General features: G+C 59.4%; 20 protein-coding genes and 1 pseudogene. 12 read left to right on the top strand and 9 right to left on the bottom strand.

Translation table 11 applies throughout. The features are described 5' to 3' along the window. The first annotated feature begins 284 nt into the window (after positions 1–284). The 7 genes from ACSQ3J_RS04455 (at position 285) to ACSQ3J_RS04425 (ending at position 8,020) form a co-directional block, all read left to right on the top strand. The gene (locus ACSQ3J_RS04455; RefSeq protein WP_060504664.1) at positions 285–1,643 is read left to right on the top strand and encodes an ABC transporter substrate-binding protein; all 1,359 of its coding nucleotides are present in this window, start codon (positions 285–287) and stop codon (positions 1,641–1,643) included. 299 nt (positions 1,644–1,942) lie between these two features. Next, positions 1,943–2,953 carry a carbohydrate ABC transporter permease gene (locus ACSQ3J_RS04450; RefSeq protein ID WP_060504665.1) on the top strand — a complete coding sequence of 337 codons (1,011 nt, stop codon included), beginning with the start codon at positions 1,943–1,945 and terminating at the stop codon, positions 2,951–2,953. Between the two features lies 1 nt (position 2,954). Beyond that, a complete protein-coding gene (locus tag ACSQ3J_RS04445; RefSeq protein ID WP_060504666.1) occupies positions 2,955–4,100 on the top strand; it encodes a carbohydrate ABC transporter permease in 1,146 nt (381 codons plus the stop codon). A 34-nt stretch (positions 4,101–4,134) separates the two neighbouring features. Continuing rightward, on the top strand, positions 4,135–5,793 hold the full coding sequence (gene bglA, locus ACSQ3J_RS04440; RefSeq protein WP_112834559.1) for a beta-galactosidase BglA: 1,659 nt from the start codon (positions 4,135–4,137) through the stop codon (positions 5,791–5,793). Between the two features lie 66 nt (positions 5,794–5,859). After that, positions 5,860–6,948, top strand: coding sequence for an ABC transporter ATP-binding protein (locus tag ACSQ3J_RS04435; RefSeq protein WP_060504667.1), 1,089 nt, complete (start codon positions 5,860–5,862; stop codon positions 6,946–6,948). A 148-nt stretch (positions 6,949–7,096) separates the two neighbouring features. Then, the gene (locus ACSQ3J_RS04430; protein ID WP_082512175.1) at positions 7,097–7,504 is read left to right on the top strand and encodes a hypothetical protein; all 408 of its coding nucleotides are present in this window, start codon (positions 7,097–7,099) and stop codon (positions 7,502–7,504) included. A 150-nt stretch (positions 7,505–7,654) separates the two neighbouring features. Further along, the gene (locus ACSQ3J_RS04425; RefSeq protein WP_060504669.1) at positions 7,655–8,020 is read left to right on the top strand and encodes a GFA family protein; all 366 of its coding nucleotides are present in this window, start codon (positions 7,655–7,657) and stop codon (positions 8,018–8,020) included. A 47-nt stretch (positions 8,021–8,067) separates the two neighbouring features. Here ACSQ3J_RS04425 and edd read toward each other — a convergent pair whose 3' ends face one another. The 5 genes and pseudogenes from edd to ACSQ3J_RS04400 form a co-directional block, all read right to left on the bottom strand. After that, the gene (gene edd, locus ACSQ3J_RS04420; protein WP_060504670.1) at positions 8,068–9,888 is read right to left on the bottom strand and encodes a phosphogluconate dehydratase; all 1,821 of its coding nucleotides are present in this window, start codon (positions 9,886–9,888) and stop codon (positions 8,068–8,070) included. Between the two features lie 187 nt (positions 9,889–10,075). Continuing rightward, entirely contained in the window at positions 10,076–10,774 is a 699-nt protein-coding gene (pgl, locus tag ACSQ3J_RS04415) for a 6-phosphogluconolactonase (RefSeq protein WP_060504671.1), read from the bottom strand. An 11-nt stretch (positions 10,775–10,785) separates the two neighbouring features. Then, a complete protein-coding gene (zwf, locus tag ACSQ3J_RS04410; protein WP_060504672.1) occupies positions 10,786–12,261 on the bottom strand; it encodes a glucose-6-phosphate dehydrogenase in 1,476 nt (491 codons plus the stop codon). 109 nt (positions 12,262–12,370) lie between these two features. Further along, the gene (locus ACSQ3J_RS04405; protein ID WP_060504876.1) at positions 12,371–13,657 is read right to left on the bottom strand and encodes an NAD(P)/FAD-dependent oxidoreductase; all 1,287 of its coding nucleotides are present in this window, start codon (positions 13,655–13,657) and stop codon (positions 12,371–12,373) included. 16 nt (positions 13,658–13,673) lie between these two features. After that, positions 13,674–15,032: pseudogene (locus ACSQ3J_RS04400) on the bottom strand (glutamine synthetase family protein); the annotation flags it as partial. A 250-nt stretch (positions 15,033–15,282) separates the two neighbouring features. Between ACSQ3J_RS04400 and ACSQ3J_RS04395 the strand changes: the two are divergent. The 3 genes from ACSQ3J_RS04395 to ACSQ3J_RS04385 all read left to right on the top strand — a co-directional run bounded on the left by ACSQ3J_RS04395 (position 15,283) and on the right by ACSQ3J_RS04385 (position 19,725). Beyond that, positions 15,283–16,467, top strand: a complete 1,185-nt coding sequence (locus ACSQ3J_RS04395) for an NAD(P)/FAD-dependent oxidoreductase (RefSeq protein ID WP_082512176.1) — start codon at positions 15,283–15,285, stop codon at positions 16,465–16,467. A gap of 221 nt (positions 16,468–16,688) precedes the next feature. Beyond that, positions 16,689–16,844: a hypothetical protein gene (locus ACSQ3J_RS04390; protein ID WP_164491956.1), complete on the top strand. Its 156-nt coding sequence runs from the start codon at positions 16,689–16,691 to the stop codon at positions 16,842–16,844. Between the two features lie 352 nt (positions 16,845–17,196). Then, positions 17,197–19,725 carry a methyl-accepting chemotaxis protein gene (locus tag ACSQ3J_RS04385; RefSeq protein WP_060504675.1) on the top strand — a complete coding sequence of 843 codons (2,529 nt, stop codon included), beginning with the start codon at positions 17,197–17,199 and terminating at the stop codon, positions 19,723–19,725. Positions 19,726–19,788: 63 nt separating this feature from the next. Here the strand turns inward: ACSQ3J_RS04385 and ACSQ3J_RS04380 are convergent, their stop codons facing one another. Further along, positions 19,789–19,941: a hypothetical protein gene (locus tag ACSQ3J_RS04380; protein ID WP_156393800.1), complete on the bottom strand. Its 153-nt coding sequence runs from the start codon at positions 19,939–19,941 to the stop codon at positions 19,789–19,791. Positions 19,942–20,108: 167 nt separating this feature from the next. Between ACSQ3J_RS04380 and ACSQ3J_RS04375 the strand changes: the two genes are divergently transcribed. Beyond that, positions 20,109–20,984 (top strand): LysR family transcriptional regulator, encoded by an 876-nt coding sequence (locus ACSQ3J_RS04375; RefSeq protein WP_060504676.1) that lies wholly within the window; start codon positions 20,109–20,111, stop codon positions 20,982–20,984. A 70-nt stretch (positions 20,985–21,054) separates the two neighbouring features. On the opposite strand, the gene ACSQ3J_RS04370 is transcribed toward ACSQ3J_RS04375, so the two are convergent. Both ACSQ3J_RS04370 and aceA read right to left on the bottom strand, forming a co-directional pair. Further along, positions 21,055–21,306, bottom strand: a complete 252-nt coding sequence (locus ACSQ3J_RS04370; protein WP_060504677.1) for an SMc00767 family acetate metabolism repressor — start codon at positions 21,304–21,306, stop codon at positions 21,055–21,057. Positions 21,307–21,390: 84 nt separating this feature from the next. Continuing rightward, a complete protein-coding gene (aceA, locus tag ACSQ3J_RS04365) occupies positions 21,391–22,680 on the bottom strand; it encodes an isocitrate lyase (protein WP_060508742.1) in 1,290 nt (429 codons plus the stop codon). A gap of 231 nt (positions 22,681–22,911) precedes the next feature. On the opposite strand from aceA, the gene ACSQ3J_RS04360 reads away from it, so the two are divergent. Beyond that, complete coding sequence (locus ACSQ3J_RS04360; RefSeq protein WP_060504679.1) at positions 22,912–24,321, top strand: helix-turn-helix domain-containing protein; 1,410 nt, start codon at positions 22,912–22,914, stop codon at positions 24,319–24,321. Here the strand turns inward: ACSQ3J_RS04360 and ACSQ3J_RS04355 are convergent, their stop codons facing one another. After that, positions 24,322–25,275, bottom strand: a complete 954-nt coding sequence (locus ACSQ3J_RS04355; RefSeq protein ID WP_060504680.1) for a fatty acid desaturase family protein — start codon at positions 25,273–25,275, stop codon at positions 24,322–24,324. Positions 25,276–25,467 lie beyond the last annotated feature (192 nt).

The raw sequence follows: 25,467 nt of genomic DNA, 5'->3' as shown, positions 1-25,467 counted from the left end.
TCCCAAAGCGCTTTGATTTGTATTTTGTTTTTGCTTTCAAACTCCAACGCGCGACGGATTTTGTATCATCGGCTTTACGCATCAACCAGAAAAATCAGCTGCATTGCATTGCAAACCTTCGCTGCACTGCAGGAAGTGGGCCTTAATTCGACCTTTAAGGGAAAGCTCTTGACTTGGTGCCTGTCGCAATGGTTTGTTAGCAAACTCAAAGCGCTTTGAATTTTGGCGGCGCTGCGGTGTTCGCCCGGCATCAATGGGTCGGGTCTTTCTTGGGAGGAAATGACGTGAAGAGAACATTCTTGTTGGGAGTGGCGGCGCTTGCGCTTGTGGCGGGTGCCACCAACGCCGCCGAGCTGAAATTCAAGCCGGGCGAAGATTCAAAATTCAACTGGGCAAGCTTCGAAGAGTTCAAGAAGGGTCATGACCTGAAGGGTCAGACGCTGACCATCTTCGGTCCCTGGCGTGGCGAAGACGAAGCCTTGGCGCAGTCCATGCTCGATTACTTCCGCGATGCGACCGGCGTCGATGTAAAATATTCCTCGTCCGAGAATTATGAACAGCAGATCGTTATCGACACGCAGGCCGGCAGCCCGCCGGATGTCGCCATCCTACCGCAGCCGGGCCTGATCGCCGATCTCGCTTCGAAGGGCTATCTGACGCCGCTCGGCGACGAGACCCAGAAGTGGCTGCTCGACAATTATGCTGCCGGTCAGTCGTGGGTCGATCTTTCGACCTATGCCGGCAAGGACGGCAAGAAGGCTCTTTACGCGTTTCCTTACAAGATCGACGTGAAGTCGCTGGTCTGGTACGTGCCGGAAAATTTTGAGGATTCGGGCTATGAAGTTCCGAAGACGATGGAAGACTTGAAGGCGCTGACCGAAAAGATCGTTGCCGATGGCGGCACGCCGTGGTGCATTGGTCTCGGTTCCGGCGGTGCGACCGGCTGGCCGGCCACCGACTGGGTCGAAGACATGATGCTGCGCACGCAGCCGGCCGACGTCTATGACAAGTGGGTCACCAATGCCATTCCGTTCAACGACCCGGCTGTCGTCGGCGCCATTGATGAATTCGGCTGGTTCGCCAAGAACGACAAGAACGTTGATGGTGGCGCCGCTGCGGTTGCCTCCGCCGACTTCCGCGACAGCCCGAAGGGCCTGTTTGCGTCGCCGCCGAAGTGCTACCTGCATCATCAGGCATCGTTCATCCCGTCCTTCTTCCCGGAAGGTACCAAGGTTGGCGAAGACGCAGACTTCTTCTATATGCCGCCTTACGCAAGCAAGCCCGAACTCGGAAATCCGGTTCTCGGTGCTGGCACGCTGGCCATGATCACCAAGGATACGCCGGCAGCACGCGCCTTCATCGAGTTCCTTGAAACGCCGATCGCGCATGAAGTCTGGATGGCCCAGACCAGTTTCCTGACACCGCTGAAGAGTGCGAACAAGGATGTTTATGCCAACGGCCCGATGAAGAAGCAGGGAGAAATCCTGCTCAACGCCACGACCTTCCGTTTTGACGGTTCCGACCTGATGCCTGGCAAGATTGGCGCCGGCGCATTCTGGACCGGTATGGTCGATTACGTTGGCGGCAAGTCGGCCAAGGATGTCGCGGACGGCGTCCAGAAGGCTTGGGATTCGATCAAGTAGGATCGCTTGATACGCAGCGGCTCCCGGCGAAAACCCCGGAGCCGCACTTCAAAAGACTGCGAAGCCTGAAGTGCTGTTCGCCAAGCCGCCCGGTAGAGTTGGTACGGCGGAACGGCTTGGGGAAAGCTGACAAAAGAAGCCCGTTGAAATGAACACGTCCTTGCCGGCCGCCGTTTAGGTTCGGGCATGCGAGTGACGTGATCATTCTGGCCGCACATGATCTCCCGAAAAGCCGGGAGCCATAGGCCAAGGGGCGGGCAGGCCGTTGATCCGGCCTTATTCCTGGGGAGGACGTTGCCATGCAGCAGTTGATTTTTGCCATTGCCACGATGGCCGCCGGCGTTCTTGGCTGCGCCGCCTATTTCTTCGGCACGAACTGGATACTCGACAAGCTGTTTCCTTCGAAAGGCCTGACGGGGCCGGTCGCCTCACGCAATCTGCGCATCACCAATGCCATCCGGCCATGGCTCTTCCTCGGTCCGGCGTTGTTGTCGCTGACCATTTATCTCATCTATCCGGTGATCGCTTCCGTCTGGCTCAGTCTGCATGACAGGGCGGGCGAGAATTTCGTCGGTCTGAACAACTTCATCTGGATGTTCAACGACGGCGAATTCCGCCAGTCGATCTATAACAACTTCCTCTGGCTGCTGGTCGTGCCCGCTGCCGCGACGTTCTTCGGCCTGATCATCGCAGCGCTGACCGATCGCATCTGGTGGGGCAATATCGCCAAGACGCTGATCTTCATGCCGATGGCGATCTCCTTCGTCGGTGCCTCGGTCATCTGGAAATTCATCTACGATTATCGTGCCGAAGGCACGGCGCAGATCGGTCTCCTGAATGCTGTCGTCGTCTATTTCGGCGGCACGCCTGAAGCCTGGGTGACGTTACCCTTCTGGAACAATTTCTTCCTGATGGTGATCCTCATCTGGATCCAGACCGGCTTCGCCATGGTGATCCTGTCGGCCGCTTTGCGCGGTATTCCGGAGGAGACAATCGAGGCCGCTGTCATCGACGGCGCCAATGGCCTGCAGATTTTCTTCAAGATCATGATCCCGCAGATGTGGGGCACGATCGCCGTTGTCTGGACCACCATCACCATTCTGGTGCTGAAGGTCTTCGACATCGTTCTCGCCATGACCAACGGGCAGTGGCAAAGCCAGGTTCTCGCCAATCTGATGTTCGACTGGATGTTCCGCGGGGGCGGTGACTTCGGCCGCGGCGCTGCGATCGCCGTCATCATCATGGTGCTGGTGATCCCGATCATGATCTGGAACATCCGCAACGCAGCCAAGGAAATGGAGGGCCATTGAGATGATTGCTTCTTCCCGCTCCCCCCTCATCTGGGTCGTCCATCTTTCCGTGATCCTGCTTGTCACTCTGTGGACCCTGCCGACCGCCGGCCTTTTGATCTCGTCGTTGCGCGACAAGGATCAGCTTGCCGTTTCCGGTTGGTGGACGGCTCTGTCGACCTCATCACAGAACATGACCGGCCGCGCGGCTTCCCCCGAAACGCAGATAGAACGTGACGGCAAGTTCGTTATCGCCGGCAATCTGCTGGAGGGCAGCGATGCCAAGGTCTCGGCCTTCGGCTTCCGGCCGCTGCAGCCCACCGCCTTTGAGGTTGGCGCCGTCGCTGATATCGGCGACGGACAGACGCTGACCGTCAAGGACGATGGCAGCTATGAAATCGTCTCGCCTACGCGCATGGAAGGCACCCGCGGCCAGCGTATTTTCTATACTGCTGCCGTTCCGCCGCGCTTCACCTTCGATAATTACCGCGAAGTGATGCGGGCTGCCGGCATCGGGGCGTCGTTCATCAACTCGCTGACCGTCGCCATTCCGGCAACGGTCATCCCGATCCTGGTCGCTGCCTTCGCTGCCTATGCGCTGGCCTGGATGAAGTTTCCCGGCCGGGCGATCCTGATCGCCGTCGTTGTCGGCCTGCTGGTTGTGCCGCTGCAGATGTCGCTGATCCCGCTGTTGAAATTGTACAATGGTGTCGGCGCGTTCTTCGGTGTTCCGGCCAAGACCTATGTCGGCATCTGGCTGGCACATATGGGCTTCGGCTTGCCGCTCGCCATTTACCTCCTGCGCAACTACATGGCCGGCCTGCCGCGCGAGATCATGGAATCGGCCCGCGTCGATGGCGCCAGCGATTTCGACATTTTTATCAAGATCATCCTGCCGCTGTCGTTCCCCGCTCTCGCATCCTTCTCGATCTTCCAGTTCCTGTGGACCTGGAACGATCTTCTGGTCGCCATGGTTTTCCTTGGAACCGGTAATGACGAGCTGGTCCTCACGGGTCGCCTGGTCAACCTGCTTGGTTCGCGCGGCGGCAACTGGGAAATCCTGACGGCCTCGGCCTTCATCACCATCATCGTACCCCTGATCGTCTTCTTCACCCTGCAGCGCTACCTCGTGCGCGGCCTGCTGGCGGGATCGGTCAAGGGCGGCTGAGACTTCACAAACAAAGACTTCTACAGGAATGACTATGAGTATGACCCAGACAAGTGGCTCCACATTGCAGGCCGACCGGGACTGGTGGCGGGGTGCGGTGATCTACCAGATCTATCCGCGATCCTACCAGGACTCGAACGGTGACGGCATCGGTGACCTGAAAGGCATCACCGCCCGCCTGCCGCACGTTGCCTCGCTGGGCGTCGATGCAATCTGGATCTCGCCGTTCTTCACCTCGCCGATGAAGGATTTCGGCTATGACGTGTCGAACTATACGGGCGTCGATCCGATCTTCGGTCTGCTTGCCGATTTCGATGCGCTGATCGCCGAAGCCCACCACCTCGGGATCCGCGTGATGATCGATCTGGTGTTGTCCCATACCTCCGATCAGCACCCGTGGTTTGCCGAAAGCCGGTCGAGCCGCTTCAATCCCAAGGCGGACTGGTATGTCTGGGCCGATTCCAGGCCAGACGGCACGCCGCCGAACAACTGGATGTCGATCTTCGGCGGCTCGGCATGGCAGTGGGATCCCACGCGTCTGCAATATTACATGCACAACTTCCTGACCTCGCAGCCGGACCTCAATCTGCACAATCCCGAAGTGCAGGACGCGCTGCTGGCGGTCGAGCGCTTCTGGCTGGAACGGGGCGTCGATGGCTTCCGGCTGGATACGATCAACTTCTACTTCCACGACCTGGAACTGCGCGACAACCCGGCGCTGGCGCCTGAGCGCCGCAATGCCAATACGGCACCGGCGGTCAACCCATACAATTATCAGGAACATCTCTACGACAAGAACCGCCCGGAAAACCTCGAATTCCTCAAGCGCTTCCGCGCCGTCATGGACGAGTTCCCGGCGATTGCCGCCGTCGGCGAAGTCGGGGACAGCCAGATCGGTCTTGAGATCGCCGGGCAGTATACGTCCGGCAATGACAAGATGCACATGTGCTACGCCTTCGAATTCTTGGCGCCCGATCCGTTGACCCCGGCCGGCGTCGCGCAGGTGCTGCACGATTTTGCCCGCGCAGCCCCGGAAGGCTGGGCCTGCTGGGCGTTTTCCAATCACGACGTTGTTCGCCATGTCAGCCGCTGGGGCAAGGGCATCGCCGATCAGGATGCGCATGCAAAATTCCTGGCCAGTCTGCTGATGACCCTGCGCGGCTCGGTCTGCATCTATCAGGGCGAAGAGCTTGGCCTGACCGAAGCCGAGCTCGCCTTTGAAGATCTGCAGGACCCCTACGGCATTCAGTTCTGGCCGGATTTCAAGGGCCGCGACGGCTGCCGCACGCCGATGGTCTGGGACAAGAATGCCGTCAACGGTGGCTTTGGCGAGGGCAAGCCGTGGCTGCCGGTGCCGAAAGAACATCTCGCCCGCGCCGTTTCAGAACAGCAGACGGACCCGAATTCGGTTCTCAACCACTACCGGCGGTTTCTCGCATTCCGCAAGCAGCATCCGGCCTTTGCCAAGGGCGACATCGAGTTTCGCGCCTACGAAGCGCCGCTGCTCGGCTTTGAACGCAAGTCCGGCAACGAGACGATTTTGTGCCTGTTCAACATGAGCAACGAAGCGGTGACCATCGAACGGCCGGTTGAAAAGCTCGATGTGCTCGAAGGCCATGGATTCGGATCGGCATTGACCGGCGACACCATCACACTACCGGCCTGGAGCGGCTTTTTTGCCCGGGTCGACTGAATGGGATCAACCGGTTCGGATGAATGGAGAACCGGTCAGAAACGAGAGAATGAAGGGGAGGATGACATGGCAGGTTTGCAACTGAAGAATATCCGCAAGTCCTATGGCGCGGTGGATGTCATCCATGGCATCGATCTGGATATCACGCAGGGCGAATTCGTCGTCTTCGTCGGCCCCTCCGGCTGCGGAAAATCGACGCTGCTACGGATGATCGCCGGCCTTGAGGAAATCTCTGGTGGCGAAATGTATATCGCTGGCCGTCAGGTCAACGATGTGCCGCCATCGCAGCGTGGCATTGCCATGGTCTTCCAGTCCTATGCGCTGTATCCGCACATGACGGTCTACGACAACATGGCCTTCGGTATGCGGATCGCCAAGGAATCCAAAGAAGAGATCGACCGCCGCGTGCGCTCGGCCGCCGATATCCTGCAACTCACCAAGTATCTCGATCGCCTCCCCAAGGCGCTCTCCGGCGGTCAGCGGCAGCGCGTCGCCATCGGTCGTGCCATTTGCCGCAACCCGAAGGTCTTCCTGTTTGATGAGCCACTGTCGAACCTCGATGCTGCGTTGCGTGTCGCAACCCGTATCGAGATCGCCAAATTGAGCGAGTCCATGCCGGATACGACGATGATCTACGTTACGCACGATCAGGTGGAGGCGATGACGCTCGCCGATCGCATTGTCGTACTCTCGGCGGGGCACATCGAGCAGGTCGGCCCGCCTCTGGAACTCTATGAACGCCCGGCCAACCTTTTCGTGGCCCGCTTCATCGGCTCTCCCGCGATGAACATCATTCCGGCCAAGATTGTTGGAACCGGCGCTGAAACCACCGTCGAACTGCCGGGCGGCAAGAAGGACGTGCTTGATATCGCAACGGCCGCCTCTGAAAACGGCAAGGCGGCAAGTTTCGGCGTGCGGCCAGAAGACCTGCGTGTTTCGACTGGCGACAGCTTCCTGTTCGAAGGCACGGTCGCCATCATCGAAGCTTTGGGTGAAGTGACGCTTCTCTATATCGAAGGGCTGGTTGCCAACGAGCCGATCATCGCCAAGGTGCCTGGTATCCTCGACATCAAGCGGGGCGAGAAGGTACGCTTTACGGCCGACAAGGCAAAGCTGCATCTGTTTGATGAGAATGGAAAAAGCTACCGGGCATAGAGCGGTCCAGTATCCTCAAGACCCGCCTGGGCGTGTGATTCCGGGCGGGCTTTTTTACGCGCGGTGTGCCACAATCGGACGCTGACTCACGCTCTGTTAAATCTCCAGCGCTAAAGTTCAAAAAAAACAAAGGTGCATGGAGAAAAAGATGCGGGGACAGACATCAGATAAACCGACATATCTCAGCCGGGAAGAGTCGTTCATGTACGACCGGGAAGCCAACTTCCCGATGGAGGACACACGCAACGATGCCCGGATCGAGTACACTGAAAACGGTATGCTCAATCTCACCTCCCGCCGCTGTGAACTGCTGAAAATATCGAAAAGCAGTGCGGTTCTGGGCATCGCCACGCAGTTCAAGCTGCCGCAGAATTTCTATCTCGATATTCCCAGCGCCCGCATCGGCATGGTCGGCTGCATCGTCAAGCGCGTGCATGCCAACAACATCATCGAAGCCCGGTTCCTGCGGCTTATGTCCGAGCGCGATCTCAATCGGATCTTCGTCTATTCGACACACCCCAATCATCGTAATCGCGTGCTCGATATCTATAGCTGATCTTCCTGCTGCATCGCTCTGTGGTTGGGCTGGCATTTCTCCTCCGTCTCGGAGAGGAGGGTGCCGGCTTTCCCATGCGCGCAAGCGCTTGACTTCATCTGCGGGAGGCGGATTGATAGATGCCGAGTGATTGAAGCGAGACGATGACCGATGAAACGACCCTATCGCCTTTCCTGTCATTGCGGCGATATCTGCTTTGAAATCGATGCCGAGATTTCCGAGGTGGTCGAATGCAACTGCTCGACATGTCGCCGCTCGGGCTTCCTGCACTGGAAGGTTCCGGCAAGCAAGATCACACTCGTCAACGAAAAACGCCGGATTTCTACCTATGTCTGGCGTAGCATCACCGAAGGCCACCATTTCTGCGCGACATGCGGCGTTGCCCTGATGCGCAGCGGCTATCCGGGTGAACGCGTGTCTGTGAACGCGCGCTGTATTGAAGGCATCGATATTTTCGAACTGAACATCGAACGTTACGATGGCCGGAGTGACATGCATCCCGGGCCGCTACCGTAAAACTTTAAGTTTGCTAAGCCCTCGATTTTCCGTCGAGGGCGTAGCTTTCAGTGAAAGAAGACGCTCGCGCCGTGTTCTGCGGCGCCGACGGCCGAGCGGAAAGGCGCAAACATTTCACGGCCCATGCCAAAGTCATTCTCTGACAGATCGGCTTCGGCCGGCGCCCGGCTGGCCAACTCGGCAGCATCGACCAGCACCTGGATCGTGCCGTGAATGGCATCCAGCCGGATGATGTCGCCTTCGCGGATTTTCGAAATCGGTCCGCCATCCTTGGCCTCGGGCGTCATGTGGATGGCCGACGGCACCTTGCCGGAGGCGCCGGACATGCGGCCGTCGGTGACCAGCGCCACCGTCTGGCCGCGGTCCTGCAGGATGCCGAGCACAGTGGTGAGCTTGTGCAATTCCGGCATGCCATTGGCTTTCGGCCCCTGGAAGCGGACGACAGCAACGAAGTCACCCTCCAGCTTGCCGTCCTTGAAGGCCGCCTGCAGTTCCGACTGATCGTGGAAGATTTTTGCTGGTGCTTCGATGACGTGACGCTCCGGCTTGACCGCCGAAATCTTGATGACAGCCTTGCCCAGATTGCCGGTCAGCATCTTCAAGCCGCCGGAATGCTGGAAGGGATGTTCGACGGTCGAAAGCACCTTTGGATCGTGGCTGACCTCCGGTGCCGGTTCGCGGGCGACGGTACCGTTAGCGCCAAGCTTGACGTCGATCGCATAGGCATCCAGCCCCTGGCCGAAGACGGTGCGCACGTCGTCATGCAACAGGCCATGCTTCAAGAGTTGGCTGATCAGGTAACCCATGCCGCCCGCGGCGTGGAAGTGGTTCACGTCTGCCAGGCCATTCGGATAGACGCGGGCGAGCAGCGGGATGATGTCGGAAAGCTCGGAAATATCCTGCCATGTCAGCGCGATACCGGCCGAACGGGCCATGGCGACGAGGTGCATCGTGTGGTTGGTCGAGCCGCCAGTCGCATGTAGGCCGATAACGCCGTTGACGATCGACCGCTCGTCGATCATTTCGCCGGCAGGGGTGTATTCGTTGCCGAGCGCGGTAATGGCTAGCGCCCGCTTGGTGGCTTCCTTCGTCAGCGCGTCGCGCAGCGGCGTGCCTGGATTGATGAAGGAAGCGCCGGGCAGGTGGAAGCCCATGATCTCCATCAGCATCTGGTTGGAATTGGCCGTGCCGTAGAACGTGCAGGTGCCGGGGCCGTGGTAGGATTTGGATTCTGCTTCCAGAAGTTCCTCGCGGCCGACCTTGCCTTCGGCAAACAGTTGGCGAACACGCGATTTTTCGTCGTTCGGCAAGCCTGTTGTCATCGGACCGGCCGGAATGAACACGGCGGGCAGATGGCCGAAGGTCATGGCGGCAATCATCAGGCCGGGCACGATCTTGTCGCAGACGCCGAGATAGACGGTCGAATCGAACATGTTGTGCGACAGGCCGACGCCTGCCGCCATGGCGATCAGGTCGCGGGAAAACAGCGAAAGCTCCATGCCCGGCTGTCCTTGGGTGACGCCATCGCACATGGCCGGAACTCCGCCAGCCACCTGCGCCACACCACCGGCTTCATGGGCCGCCTGGCGGATCAGGGCCGGATAGGTTTCGAACGGCTGATGGGCAGACAGCATGTCGTTATAGGAGGTGATGATCCCGAGATTGGGTACTTCGTCGCCCGAGAGCGCCACTTTCTCGGAGGGGGAACAGACGGCGAAGCCATGAGCCAGGTTACCACAGCCGAGAACCGAACGGGTGACACGCTTGGATGCAGCCGAACGCACGCGAGCAAGATAGGGCTCGCGGTAGGGCTTCGAGCGTTCAACGATGCGGGCGGTAATCGCAGCAATACGGCTGTCGGCGGACATGGCAATCCTGTTCCGGAGTGGTCGGCACTCCTGTGGTCGGCATGGTTGCGGTTATCCGGGTCTTGGGTCCCCGGATTGCGGGCTTAAAGCGTGTCGCGCAAAAGTGGTCAGCGGTTTTGCGATAACGACATGCGTAAAATCAAAGGCCCAAAGCGCAGGAAGCGATCCTCAGAGATCGCGCCCCGCTTTAGGGTGCCCAGTAAATCTGAAGCGGGGAGGCGGCCCGGCGCAATATCGCCCGGATCGGCATCTCCGCCTCGTCACCGGGCGCTTCAGCCTTGGCAAGAACGTCCTTCTTGGCCGCTCCCTCAATATGGAGCACCAGAAGTCGGGCATCCTGAAGGCTGGAGAATGTAAATGTCAGACGCGGCTCGCCGGCTCCTTCGGCTTCCATCGTCATCACGCCGCGGGGCGTTGCCGGATCAAGTGCTTCCGCAAGGCGCGAACCACCCGGAAAGAACGAGGCCGTGTGTCCATCGCCGCCCATGCCGAGAATGGCGACATCGAAGGGACAGCCGAGCGTGGCAGTCTGTTTCACCGCGGCGGCCGCTGCTTCTTCAGCCGTCGCCGCCGGATAATAAAGCGGCTGGAAGCGCGCTGCGGCTGCAGCATTGGTGAGCAGGTTGTCCTTGACGAGCTTCTCGTTCGAGCGGTCGCTGTCGGGTGCGACGAAGCGCTCATCGATCAGGGTCACGGTGACCTTGGCCCAGTCGATGGCCTTGCCGGACAGCGCCTTGAAAAACGCCTTTGGCGTCGAGCCGCCGGAGACGGCGATGCACGCTTCTCCGCGCGTTGCAACAGCGGATGACAGGGCTGCAGCCACTGCTTCCGCAAGGCCCTCAGCCAGATCAGCACCATTGTCGAATACATGCATCGCAGCCGTCATGGCTTTCGTCCTCAGATCACTTCATGCCAGGTGCGGCCGTCCCGCTCGATCAGCGCGATGGCCTGGCTCGGTCCCCAGGTGCCGGCTGTGTAGGCCTGGACCTGCTGGTTGACGGCTTCCCAGGACTTCAGGATCGGATCGACCCAGCGCCATGCGGCTTCGACTTCGTCGCGGCGCATGAACAGGGTCTGGTTGTTGCGCACCACGTCGAGCAGCAGGCGCTCATAGGCGTCGGCGCTGCGGGCATTGAAGGCTTCGGCAAACGTCATGTCGAGCGAGACGTTGCGCAGGCGCATGCCGCCCGGGCCCGGGTCCTTGATCATCAGCGACTGCTTGACGCCTTCATCGGGCTGCAAGCGGATAATCAACTGGTTGGCCTCGATGCGGCCTGCGGCCTCGTCGAAGATCGAATGCGGGATCGGCTTGAAGGTGATGACGATTTCCGACATACGGCCGGCCATGCGCTTGCCGGTGCGGATGTAGAAGGGAACGCCGGCCCAACGCCAATTGTTGATTTCGGCCTTGATGGCAACGAAGGTCTCGGTGTTGGAGACGCCGCCTTCGAGCTCCTCGAGGTAGCCCTTGACCGCGCCACCTGCCGAAGCGCCAGCCTTGTACTGGCCACGCACCGTCATCTTCTCGACATTGCCCGGATTGATCGGCTTCAGCGCGCGCAGGACCTTCAGCTTTTCGTCGCGTACGGCTTCGGCGTTCATCGACGGCGGAACTTCCATGGCGACCAGGCAGAGGAGCTGAAGGATATGGTTCTGCACCATGTCGCGAAGGGCGCCAGCCTTGTCATAGTAGCCGGCACGGCTTTCAAGCCCGACCGACTCGGCAACCGTGATCTGGATGTGATCGATGTAGGACGAGTTCCACAGCGGCTCGTACAATGCGTTGGCAAAGCGCAGCGCCATCAGGTTCTGCACAGTTTCCTTGCCGAGATAATGGTCGATACGGAAGATCTGCTCTTCCTTGAAGACCTTGCCGATCGTGTCGTTGAGTTCCAGCGCCGAGGCAAGGTCGCGGCCGATCGGCTTTTCGACGACGATGCGCGTCGTCTTGGTGATCAGCTTGTGGTCGCGGATCTTTTCCGAGATGTCGCCGAAGATTGCGGGTGCTACCGCAAGATAGAATGCGCGGACGCGGTCCTTGCCTTCATCGAGAAGCGCCTTCAGCTGATCCCAGCCACCATCGGATTTGGCATCGACCGGCACGTAGAACAGGCGGTCGGTGAAGATCTTGACCTGCGCCTCGTCATACTCGCCTGTCTTCAGGTGCTCCTTGAGGGCATCAGCGGCAAATTTGCGGTATTCTTCATGGCTGAGCACGCTGCGCGAAGCGCCGATGATGCGTGTCGGATCGCTCAGTTGGCCATCCAGCTGACGATGATAAAGGGCTGGAAGCAATTTGCGCTCGGCAAGGTCGCCGGTGCCTCCAAAAACCACATAGTCAAAGGGTTCCACAGGAATGATCTGGCTGCTCATGAGAAATCTCGATCTCGTTCTGGTCTGAGGAGTGTATAATCTAATCGATTTAAAAGCGCTAGGGTGCGACGCAACAAATTGCGTTTCACCCGCTTTTCAGATGCGGCTTTTAAAATTTGTCGCGCAAGGCATACCAGCTGAGTGCAACGAACAAAAGCACGGAACGGAACCGCGTGCCGCCGGGAAATGCTGGAATGTTCAGCTCCCGGAACAGGTCGAGGTCCGAGCGGTTGCCAGTGACCATGTCGGAATAGAGCTTGCCGCAATAGTTTGACAGCATGACGCCATGGCCGGAATAGCCGCCAATCGAGGTAACGCCGGGCATGACTTCGCGCACGAAAGGCTGGCGCGGCAACGTGATGCCGACCGAACCGCCCCAGGCATGGGTCATTTCCACATTGGCGAGCGACGGGTAGATTTCGCTGATCTGCCGGCGGATATGCTCGGAAATCTCACGGGGATTGTCGGCCGTATAGGCCTCGCGGCCACCGAACAGCAGGCGTCCGTCTTTGGATTTGCGGAAATAGCGCACGACGAAGCGCGAATCGGCAACGGCCTCGCCCCCTGGCAGCACATCCGGAAAGTCGCTGAGCACCTTGGTGGCGCCGATGAACGAGCGGATCGGCATGACATGGCGCGCCGTCACCGGCTCGAGATTGCCGATATAGCCGTTGCAGGCAATCAAAGCGCGGTCGGCACTGATCGTGCCCTTGTCCGTCTCGATGCTGACGCGGCCGCCGGCCTGATTGATCTTCAACGCCTTGGTCTGCTCATGCAGCGAGGCACCGGCCAGTACCGCTTGCTTTGCCAGCCCGACCAGCAGTTTCATCGGCTGGATATGGCCGGTGCCGGTATCGCGGATGCCGAACAGGTAACGCTTCGAGCCCAGCCGCGTCACGGTTTCGTCGCGGCCCATGAAGCTCTGATGCGGATAGCCATAACGCGTTGCGGCGATCTCGACGCTGTCGCGATACTCCTTTTCTGAACGTGATTTATGACAGACGTTCATCTGCCCCTCGACATATTCAATGTCGATGTCATGCGCGGATGCAAAGTCGAGAAGATGTTTCTTCGCGTCCTCGGCAAGATCAAACAGCGCCTTGGACCGCTCAAAGCCGAGCGTGCCTTCCATCTCTTCGGGAGACCAGCGCTGGCCGGTACCGAGCTGGCCGCCATTGCGGCCGGAGGCGCCATCGCCAAAACGATAGGCATCGATCAACGTGACGCGAACACCCTTTTTCGCCAGATTGTAGGCCGCCTGCAGCCCGGTGAAGCCGCCGCCGACGATGGCGACATCAGTTTCCACCGAGCCTGAGAGAGCCGGGTATTCCGGCCGCTCGGCGACGTTGGACTCATACCAGGAAATCCCCGGTGAGATCGGGCTTTGCCAGGGCATGGCTGTGCCTTTCATATCAGACATTGAGAAGCAGGAATTCGCGCTCCCAGGGGCTGATCACCTGCATGAAGGTTTCAAACTCACCCCGCTTCACCCCGCCATAGATGGCGATGAATTCCGGGCTGAAGATCTCGGCGAAAGCCGGCTCTGCCTCGAGCAGCGATACCGCTTCGAGCAGGCCCCGGGGCAGGTCAATCGTCCCTTTATCTGCCGACGCATCTGCCGGTGCCGATGGCTCTAGTCCCTGAACAATGCCGAGATAGCCGCAGCCGAGGGACGCGGCGAGCGCCAGATAGGGATTGGCATCCGAACTCGGCAGGCGGTTTTCGACACGCCGGGCGACAGGTTCTGAGACGGGAATGCGAAACGCCGTCGTCCGGTTGTCGTAACCCCAGGCATTGTTGACCGGTGCCGACATGTCTGGCGTCAGCCGCCGGTACGAGTTCACATAAGGGGCCATCATCGACAGCGCCTTCGGGACAAATTTCTGCATGCCGCCGATGAAGGAGAAAAACTCTTTGGACGGCGAGCCGTCAGCATTCGAAAACAGGTTGCGGCCTGTGTTCACTTCGATGACGGACTGGTGGATGTGCATCGCTGACCCGGCCTGCGCCTGCATCGGCTTGGCCATGAAGGTGGCGTAGATGCCGTGCTTCAGCGCCGCCTCGCGGATGGTCCGCTTGAACAGGAAGACCTGGTCGGCAAGCTCGATCGGATCGCCGTGGCGAAGGTTGATTTCCAGCTGTGCCGGACCTTCCTCATGGATCAGCGTGTCGATCTCGAGACCCTGCTTTTCCGAGAAATGGTAGATGTCGTCGATCAGTTCGTCGAATTCGTTGACGCCGGCAATCGAGTAACCCTGTCCGCCTTGGATGGCGCGTCCGGAGCGGCCTTTCGGCGGATGCAGCGGATAATCCGGGTCCTCGTTCTTGGCGACCAGATAGAATTCGATTTCCGGTGCGACCACCGGCTTCCAGCCTCTTTGATGATAGAGGTCGAGCACATGCTTCAGAACGTTGCGCGGCGTGTAGGGAACTTTTTCGCCCTGTGAACCTGCAATGTCGCAGATCACCTGCGCCGTCGGGTCACTTTCCCAGGGGACGACCGAGAGGGTCGAAAGGTCGGGCACCAGCTTGATGTCGCTGTCCCGGCTGTCATAGCGGAAATTGCCCGTCTCTTCGGGATATTCGCCGGAAATCGTATGGCGGTAGATCGCCGACGGAAGGGCAAGGGATGTGTTGGACGTAAATTTCGAAGACGGCATCATCTTGCCGCGCGGAACGCCGGCGATATCGGGCGTGATGCATTCGATATCTTCGATACCGCGGATCTTCAGCCAGTCGGCGGCTTCTTTCCAGGTTTTTACCCCACGTGGAGCTTGTAGTGCGGCGGGTATTTTCGAGCTCTTGACAGTCCTTGCAGTTGGTTGGGCAGCATTTCTTCTGACGGGCATAAATCACCGGTTTTGGGTTCGGATGAGGCATCATAACCACAGTTTGGCAATTGGCTAGGGTGAAAGCTGGGACTTTTTCTGCCGCACAGGCTGTATTCTCACGCATCACAGCAACAGCGATTGACTTTGGCGTCCTTGCCTTCGAAAGGAAACTGAAACAGGAATGGATGTCTTGGCTGAACAGTTTGACGTGGTGATAATCGGGGCAGGGGCAGCCGGCATGATGGCGGCGATCGAGGCGGGCAAGCGCGGCCGCCGCGTCATCGTGCTCGACCATGCCAAGGCGCCGGGCGAGAAGATCCGCATCTCCGGCGGCGGGCGCTGCAACTTCACCAATATCCATGCGAGCCCGAAGAATTTCTTGTCAGCCAACCCGCATTTCTGCAAGTCGGCTTTGGCGCGCTACACGCCACATGATTTCATCAGCCTGGTCGATCGCTACAATATTGCCTGGCATGAAAAGACGCTCGGCCAGCTGTTTTGCGACGATACGGCCAAGGACATCATCCGCATGCTGCTGACGGAGATGAAGGAGGCCAGCGCGGTGCTGCGGTTGGGCGCAGAAATCCGGACGATCGACAAAGCCGTTTCAGGATTTCGCATCGTGACGGCGGATGGGGCGATCGATTGTTCCTCGCTGATCGTTGCCAGCGGCGGCAAGTCTATCCCTAAAATGGGCGCGACGGGTTTTGCCTATAGGATTGCCGAGCAGTTCGGCCTGCCGCTGGTCGAAACGCGTCCGGGGCTGGTGCCGCTGACGCTCGATCCCGTCCAACTTGAAAGCTTGAGTGCGCTTGCCGGTGTTGCCGTCGATGCACAGGCGCGCTGCGGCAAGACGATGTTCGAGGAAGCTCTGCTGATCACCCATCGGGGCTTGAGCGGACCTGCCATCCTGCAGATCTCCTCCTACTGGCGCGAGGGTGGCGATATCCGCCTCAACCTTCTGCCGCATGTCGATATCGCTGCTGTGCTGAAGGCGGCGCGCAAGGAGAATGGCCGTCAGGCGCTGCAGACGGCGCTGGCCGAACCTCTACCGAAAAGGCTGGCGCAGTTTTTTGCCGAGGCCGCCGGGCTGAGCAACCGGCCGCTCGCCGATCTCTCCGACAAGGCCATCGATGCTTTCTGCTTGACGATCAAGGACTGGGCCATCACGCCGGCCGGCTCGGAAGGTTACCGCACGGCCGAAGTGACGCTGGGCGGTGTCGATACAAGGGTGCTCGATTCCCGCACCATGCGGGCACGCGACGTTCCCGGCCTCTATTTCATCGGTGAATGTGTTGATGTCACCGGTTGGCTCGGCGGCTACAATTTCCAGTGGGCCTGGGCATCGGGCTTTTCGGCGGGACAGGCGGCATGACCGGACAAAGCGCAGGCCGCTTCAGCCATTGTTAAGATATCTGGCGGAACCTGTTTGAAACGCTGGCTCCACGGCTTTGCGGCGCGGCAAGGATGCAGTTTTCAGGAATTGTTTCAGAAACGTGACATTTTTGCTCTTTCGTGAGCTGTTGCAACAGGAAGTGGGCTGGCGGTCCGGATCATCCGGGTCTATTGTTGCTTAGGTCGAAAGGAAATGATGCCATGAATCAGTCACGCAGCCGTTCCACAGCCCGCGCAATCGCAATTGCGAAAGCCGACGAAAGCGCAGCGCGCAAGACTTTGCTGATCCGCGCTTCAGTGATCGCCGTGTTCGCTCTTGCAGCGCTCGTGGCCCTGCCGTCTTTCTGGTCCTTCTAAGCATTCGATCCGGCTTCCGGCCTCGGAATGATAGCGATCAAAGTGCGCTATGCGTCATGCTGTCATGTTGTGACGATCCTGTGCCGCGCTCCCTGCGGATATGCGGTAGAGTCAATCTGAAACGATTTAGACCGCATTTATTCAAATATTAATTGTTGCCGTTGAAGAATGTTTCGCAACGGAGCCTGCCGTGATCTTAGCCCCGGGAGGCGGCCGATCATGCAATGAATGCCTGGCAGGCTGGCGGCGATGCGCCGTATGATTTTTCAATTAAATCACCAGCTTGTTGGCGCACCGGGGAAGCCTCTCACGGCTTGGGGAGCGGACGCAGGCTGCGAGCCAAGGTGCGTTCATGTTCATCGACAAGATTCTTGCCCGCTTCAAAATCCAGACCAAGGTGCTGCTGTTCATTCTGCCCTTCGTCGTCAGCATTTGCGCTGTCGGTATTACCGGGCTTTATGCGTCCGGCCTGCTGCAGGGGCGCATGGAGATTTCCAATAGCGTCCTGCAGTCGCTGAGCGGCTTCAAGGACGTTTATGCGGGTATGAACAGCTTCCTGAAGAATACGACCGAAGAGTCTCGCCAGGCCGTGCTTGAGAAGATTACGGCCCAGCGTGCGGTTCTCGAAGGGACGCTTGAACAGGTTGATGACGAGAACGGTCGCGACCAGCTTCAGCAGGCCTTGAACGGTAGTACGACGATAGGCGAGCGGGTTGATGGCCTGTGGAGGCTCTACGAGCAGGAAGTGGCCTTGCGCCAGTCCATCAACGGAAGCCTCCGCCTGCTGCTCGCTGCACAGATGAAAATCCTCGACGAAGCAACCACCATGGAGCAGGGCGTCCGTCAGGACGAGGAGGCGGCAAAGTCGCTGCTGCGCGAGGCGGAACGCCTGACCTCATCCAGCGACACGCTCGCTGCATTCAACACGAGTTTTGCCAAGGCTGCCACTGCCGAAGACAAGATAAAGGTCGCGGCCGATTCCCATGGTGCGTTGACCAAGGTCCTGCGCAAGATCAGTTCGGGGCTGCCGCAAAGCCAGAAGGCGGTTTCTGAAACCTTCAAGACCACCATCGGTGAGATCAAGACACTGCTGGACAGTGGCGACAAGTCCGACGAAGCCGCCGTTGCGATCGGCAGGCTGATGGCCCGCTTCCGCCAGACGAGCATCCAGCTGAACGGCGCCGCGACTTTGAAAATGCGTGATGCAACAGCAACGTTCGGCAGGCTGGATGCAGCGCTCGTCAAGGCAAATTCTGTCCTTTCCGGCACCCGCTCGATCGTCAACTCCGTCTACTCGATCCGCATCGCAGCCGCGAGCTTTCTGGAAAAGACGGATGCCGACGGTAAAGAACGGTTGATGCGCGAGTTCAGTCTCATGAAACAGGAAATCCAGAGCCTGGCCCAGTCGGCTGGCGATTTGCCGTTCTTCAACAATCTCGTCGCTGCTGTGAAGCCGGTGACGGAGAAAATGCAGGCTGACAGTGCCGCGCTCGTTGACAGTAGCGCCGCCCGCCAAGCCGAATTCACCGCCGCAGCAGCGGAAATCGATAATATCTGGGGACAGCTGACGGCGTTTGCCGAAGGCCAGAAAACCACCGCTTCGGTCGAGCGCGACAAGGCCAACCAGGTTTCCGTCTTCGCGACGGTCGTGGGTATCCTGATCGCGCTTCTCGCTGGCGGTGCACTGGTGCTGACGCTGAAGGGCCCGATCGGCCAGATCACCGCCGCCATGCGCCGTTTGGCTGATGGTGCGCTCGATACCTCGATCGATGGCGGGGCTCGCCGTGACGAAATCGGCGACATGGCCCGGGCGCTCGGCATCTTCAAGGAAAACGCCCTTTCCAAGGTCCGCATCGAAGCCGAAAGCGAAGAGCAGCGTGCGCAGGCCGATGCCGAACGCACCCGCAATGATACGGAAAAGCGTACGCTCGACAGCCAGATCGATTTCGCCGTCAGCCAGCTTGCCGCCGGCCTTGGCCGCCTGGCGCAGGGCGACCTTTCGCAGCAAATCGACACGCCGTTCACCGGGCGCCTCGAGCAGTTGCGTATGGACTTCAACGGATCGCTGATCCGCCTGCAGGACACCCTCCTGCAGATCCGCAACAATGCCCTGTCGATCCAGCGTAGCGGCAATGACATGCATGCATCGGCGGATTCCTTGTCGAAGCGCACCGAGGCGCAGGCCGCGTCACTGGAAGAAACGGCTGCCGCCGTCGACCAGATCACCGTCACTGTCCGCTCATCGGCCGAACGGGCGCACGAGGCCAATGTTGCCGTCACACATACCAAGAAGAGCGCGGACAGCTCGGCTGTTGTCGTCAGCAATGCGATTGCAGCAATGGGGCGGATCGAAGATGCCTCGCACCAGATCGAGCAGATCATCGATGTCATCGACGAGATCGCCTTCCAGACAAACCTTCTTGCACTCAATGCCGGTATCGAGGCCGCACGGGCGGGCGATGCGGGCAAGGGTTTCGCGGTGGTTGCGCAGGAAGTCCGCGAGCTTGCGCAGCGTTCGGCGGGAGCCGCCCGCGAGATCAAGGGGCTGATCAACAAGTCTGCCAGCGAGGTGAATTCCGGGTCGCAGCTGGTTCAGGAAACCGGCGCCGTGCTTGCCTCGATCAGCCAGCAGATCGTCTCGGTCAGCAGCCATGTCGAAATGATCGCCACAGCCAGCCGCGATCAAGCGGCAGCCCTGCATGAGGTCAATGGCTCCGTCAACCAGATGGACCAGATGACCCAGCAGAACGCCACCATGGTCGATCAGGCGACCAGCGCCAGCCGCGAACTCGCTAATCAGGCCGATACGCTGATGATGCTGGTCGAACAGTTCCGCCTGGAGCCTGTCAGTACGGGTCATCAGATCGGCCGCGCGGCCTGATCAAACGGACAATTGAACGAGGAAAAGCCCGGCGTTTAATCGTCGGGCTTTCTGTTTGCCGCCTTACCGCACCCAGCGCAGGCAAAGCAGGCGCAACGCGCTGGACATCCTGTTAGGCAGGCGGTTCCGGTTGATCACTTCTTGGAATTCGTGCTGTTTGCGCCCGTCTTTCGCCAGCATATCCGCCAACAAAACTACTCCCATCATTTCTGGCATCGCAGGTCTCCTTCGGCAATGGAAAGCCGTTGCCGGACAAGGTGTCCTGCAGCCAACTTTCTTCAATCTGGGTGGGGAGGCGGTTCAGCCGCACTCCGTTTACGCCTCGAACCTATGATTCAAAAATCAGTTTATAAACGCAAGAAAACGGAGTATGTTTTTCAATTATGAAAGACATAAATTGGGATGCCTATCAGATATTTCTGGCTGTGGCGCGTCATGGCGGACTGACCGGCGCTGCGCAGGCCAATGGTTTGAGCCCGGCGACGGTTGGTCGTCGCATTCTTGATCTTGAACAGGGAATTGGGCGGCAGTTGTTTGTCCGCAGCCAGACCGGCTACCGCTTGACCGCCGATGGCCAGGCTCTTTTCGAGCAGTTGCAAGCAATGGATGCTGTTGTCCGTAAGGTCGATGGCTGGCGGCAGGAGGCGCATGGCGCGTCGGTGGTGCGGTTGATGGCCGGAACCTGGGTGACCTGGCTGGTCTGCGAAAACATCCAGGCCATCTGGAGCGAGCGCGATGGTTTTCGCCTCGATATGTCCGTCTCCGAGCGCCGGGCAACGCTGGCGCACCGGGAAAGCGATGTCGGTGTGCGCGCGGTGGCGCCGGAAGAGCCAAATCTGGCTAGCCGTCATACCGGCGATGTCGCCTATGCTGCCTACCGTCAGCGTAATGCGCCGGAAGGGCTTTCATCGGCCTGGCTTGCAGTATCCGAAGAGGATGCCATCTCGCCCTATCTACGCTTTCCGCATGAGCAGGCAGCAGCCTCGATCGCTGTCATCGTCAGCCGCCCGCGCTCGCTGCTCGATCTTGCAAAGGCCGGGGCGGGGCAGGCTGTGTTGCCCTGTTTCGTCGGCGATCTCGATCCCGGCCTGGAGCGGGCGGGTGAAGAGCTGAAACAGCTGCGACACGGCCAATGGATCGTCACCAATAGCGAAGATCGTCACCGGCGCGAAATCCGCACGGTCTCGGACCGATTGTTCCGGCTGCTGAAAAGCCACGCCGATCTGTTTGCCGGAAAGAGGCCAAGCCGAAGCCTGTAGAACTGTATGAAAATGCAAGATTCCGGCGAGAAAAGTCCCGCCGGAATCTTTGTGGACAGAGCGCCATGCCTCAGCCTCGGCCTTGCGTCACGATGACGGGGATCAGCAGGTCGCCCCAGTTGCCTTCGCCACCATGATGACGGGCGGAACGGACGAGTTCGACGGAAACGCCGGCATCCACGGCCTTCATGACAGCCTGGTTGAGCCTGTGCAGGTCGTTGGCGACCATGCGGATCATTGCCTGCTGTTCCGGTGTCATGGCCGAGGATTGCTCCTCCGCCCGTTCCTTGACATGTGTCTTGATAGTGGCCTGGACTGTCATCGCATTTCTCCTCTTATGTGGGGTTCTTGAAGGGACGTTTTGGTTGCCCTCCCCACCTCCAGAATGGCGGGGAGCGGAGTTCCTCTATTCCGCAGCCGGGCGGAATTGCTCGTGTTCGGTCGATTCATGCATGGCTGTGGTCGAGGACTTGCCGCCGGTGATGGCCATCGAAACAGCGTCGAAATAACCGGTGCCGACTTCGCGCTGATGCTTGGTCGCGGTGTAGCCGTTGACCTCGGCGGCGAACTCCGCCTCCTGAAGCTCCGAATAGGCAGCCATCTGCCGGTCCTTGTAACCGCGGGCCAGCTCAAACATGCCGAAGTTCAGCTGGTGGAAGCCGGCAAGCGTGATGAACTGGAACTTGTAGCCCATGGCGCCGAGCTCGCGCTGGAACTTGGCGATCGTCGCGTCATCGAGGTTTTTCTTCCAGTTGAATGACGGCGAGCAATTATAGGCAAGCTTCTTGCCCGGATGCACCTTGTGCACGGCTTCGGCAAACTTGCGGGCCTGTTCGAGATCCGGCTTGCCGGTCTCCATCCAGATCAGGTCGCAATAGGGTGCATAGGCAATGGCGCGGGCAATGCAGGGCTCGATACCGTTCTTGACCTGATAGAAGCCTTCCGTGGTGCGGCCGGCATCGTAATCGACGAAGGGCTGGTCGCGCTCGTCGATATCGGAGGTGAGCAGCTTGGCGGCCTCGGCGTCCGTGCGGGCGATGACCAGCGTCGGCGTACCCATGACGTCGGCAGCAAGCCGCGCGGCATTGAGATTGCGGATATGGGCCGCCGTCGGGATCAGAACCTTGCCGCCAAGATGGCCGCACTTCTTTTCCGATGCCAGCTGGTCTTCATAGTGGACGCCGGCAGCACCGGCCTCGATGAAGGCCTTCATGATCTCGAAGGCGTTGAGCGATCCGCCGAAACCGGCTTCGGCGTCGGCAACGATCGGTGCGAACCAGGTGTCGACCGAAAGACCCTTGCCCTCGGACGTTTCAATCTGGTCGGCGCGTTGCAACGTCCTGTTGATGCGCCGCGCCAGCTCCGGTGCCGCGTTGGCTGGATAAAGCGACTGGTCGGGATACATCGATGACGCGGTATTGCTGTCGGCGGCAACCTGCCAGCCGGAGAGGTATATTGCCTTCAAGCCAGCGCGGACCTGCTGCATGGCCTGGTTGCCGGTCATTGCACCGAGCGCATTGACGAAATCTTCCTCGTGGATCAGTTGCCACAGCCGGTTGGCCCCCATTTCGGCCAGTGTATGGCGGATCTGGACGGAGCCGCGCAGTCGCTTGACGTCTTCGGCGGTGTAAGGGCGGTCCAGCCCGTCGAAGCGGCCCTGCGGTGCGCCGGGAATGAGATTGTAAAAATCAGTCATAGATTTCCTCCTGCAAACTTCAGAGTGTCATTCGACTTTGGTTGAATGACCGTCCGATCCACGAATTTGATGTGACGAGTTTTACAGTGCGCCGCACAAAACGGCGAGAACAAAAGGATTGTCGCGGCGTTGAAAAGGGTTATCATGTCTTGCCTTTTACAAAAGGCGTTTGTCATTTTGTAAATGATGTAAAGATTTCGAATGTCCGCGATTTTGTAACAGGTGTGACAAATGGCTGAGAACAAGATTTTTGCCGGTGCCCGCGTCCGGCGCATCCGCAATGGTTTGTCGCTGACGCAAACGGCGATGGCCGAGGCGCTCGGCATCTCGCCGTCCTACCTCAACCTGATCGAGCGCAATCAACGGCCGTTGACGGTGCAGCTGCTGTTGAAGCTCTCTTCGGTGTACAAGGTTGATCTCGACGAGTTGCAGGGCGAGGCAACGAGCAGCGTCACGCAATTGCGGGAAGTCTTTGCCGATCCGCTGCTCTCCGGCGAGCTGCCGGGTGACCAGGAGCTGATCGAAGTTGCGGAAGCTGCCCCCAATGCAGCAATGGGCGTTCTCAAGCTCTATCGTGCCTATCGGGAGCAATCGCTGCGGCTGAAGGATCTGAGTGCGCTCCTGTCCGATCAGGGGCATATGGCGGCTCTGTCGGATGCGCGGTTGCCGATGGACGAGGTGCGCGACATCTTCGAAAACCGCCCGCATTATTTTGCCGGGATAGACGAGGCCGCCGAAGCCTTTCATTCACAGCTCTCTCCCGGCGACGATCTTGCCGGTGCCTTGAAAGGCTTTCTGCGCAGGGAGCATGGTCTGACCGTCCGGGTGCTGCCGGTGCATGTCATGCCGGATTTGCGCCGCCGCTTCGATCGTCATTCGATGCGGCTGTTCCTGTCCGAGCGGCTGTCGGCACAGGATCAGCTGCGGGAAATCGCCATGGAGGCGGCGCAGATCGCCTTTCCGGAAGCGATCGCCGCCGATCTCCAGCAGCTGGCATTCTCGACGGGTGAGGCGCGCCGCATCGGGCGCTTCGAGCTTGCCCGCTATGCGGCACATGCGATCATGATGCCGTATGCGGGATTTCTCACCGTAGCACAGCGGACGAAATACGATATTGATGTCCTCAGCGCCCGGTTCCAGGTGTCGTTCGAACAAGTCGCAAGCCGGTTGGTGACGTTGCAGCGGCCCGGTGCTGCAGGGGTACCGTTCTTTATGATGGAGATCGATCATGCCGGGAACCGGCTGCGCAAGGCTGGTGCATCAGGCTTTCCGCAGGCGCGTTTCGGTGGCGACTGTCCCAAGCTCAATGTCCACACGGCATTTGCGCAAGCCGGGCAGGTTCTGGCTGACAAGGTGGAGATTTTCGGAGGCGGGGAGTTTTTGACCATCGCCCGGACTGTCGAGGGACCGCGGGCGAATTTTCAGGAGCGCGTTCGCCGCACCGCGATCCTGATCGGCTGCGATGCCGCCCATGCGCCGGACACCGTTTATGGCGGCGCGCCACTTGCGATCGTCGCCGGTGGTACCGCCTGCCGCCTCTGCGAGCGGCAGGGCTGTCTTGCCCGTGCCGAACCGCCGGTCACCCGGCCACTTGGGCTCGATGAAATGGTGACGGGTTTGAGCGCCTTCGATTTCCAGTAATCAGTAGCTGACCGGATGATGCGCGGGCAGCAGCGGCGCATCTGGCGCAAAGCATTCTGCCGGCAGGCCTGTCGTATAGCCACGGGTGATGTGCGCCTTGGCGGCATAGGTGGGGTTCTTCATCAGGATCGCATGCAGTTCCGGCAGGTTGTAATAAGGCACGCCGGGATAAAGATGGTGTTCCAGATGGTAGTTGATGTTGTGGGGCGCGAAAAACAGCTTTTCCCACACGTAGGGATAGACCGTGCGCGAGCTGCCCAGTTCATCGGAGTAGTCCATGCTGCCGAAATGTTCGGCAACGCTGCGGACGTAGAGGAACAGGCAGAAGAACGTGAAGAACGGCACCAGCCAATACAGCAGGAAGTCTGTCCAGAGCCCGAAGACCGAGAAGACAATGGCAGCAACGGCGTAGAAGCCAATGCGCAGCAGCTTGTAGGTCCGCGTCGAGCGGTCGTGTTTGGCGATGCGCTTGGCCATGTGCAGGATATCGCGAACGGAATTCACTGCGACGAGATAGCCGAGCAGTTGCACGACGCCGCGCCAGACTTTTTGCGGGAAGGTGAACTGTGCCATGCCGAGCTTGGCAGCCCAGTCCGGGTCATCATCGGTATTGGTGTGCTGATGATGAGCAAGATGGTTCATGCGATAGCCGTCCACCGTCGCCATGATCGGCCATGCCAGCAAAAGGTCGCTCATCCAGTCGCTGACTTTGCGGTTCTTGATGATGCGGTAATGGGCTGCCTCATGCATCAGGCAGCCGAACGCGTGCATGCGTCCGGCAATGACCAGCACGGCGGCGAGATAAACAAGCGGATGTTGCATATATTTGCTGACGGCGATGGCGCCGGCGATCAACACCCAGTCGAAGCCGATGGCAAGAAGCGTACTGTGGGACTGCAACACTGACAGCCGCTTCAACTCCCGTGGGTCGATCCGCTGCGACTTCACACTCATGATGGCCAACTCCGAAACGCACAACCGTTGCGGCGCAAAATCGCATTCCGGGCATGGTTAAGCAATCGTAAACGCCGCGGTTCGAGCTCGATCTGAGCTTATGGTTAATCTGCGTGCGCCGTCCGGCCATTCCGGTCTCAGGCCTGTCATGCCGCACTGAAAAGATTCGGCTTTTGCCAGTGAGTGCTAAAA

Origin of the sequence: Rhizobium sp. LjRoot98 (assembly GCF_964252935.1) — a bacterium.
Taxonomy (GTDB): domain Bacteria; phylum Pseudomonadota; class Alphaproteobacteria; order Rhizobiales; family Rhizobiaceae; genus Pararhizobium.
The sequence above is the reverse complement of the archived record's forward strand: the minus strand, read 5'-3'. Positions and strand labels throughout refer to the sequence as shown.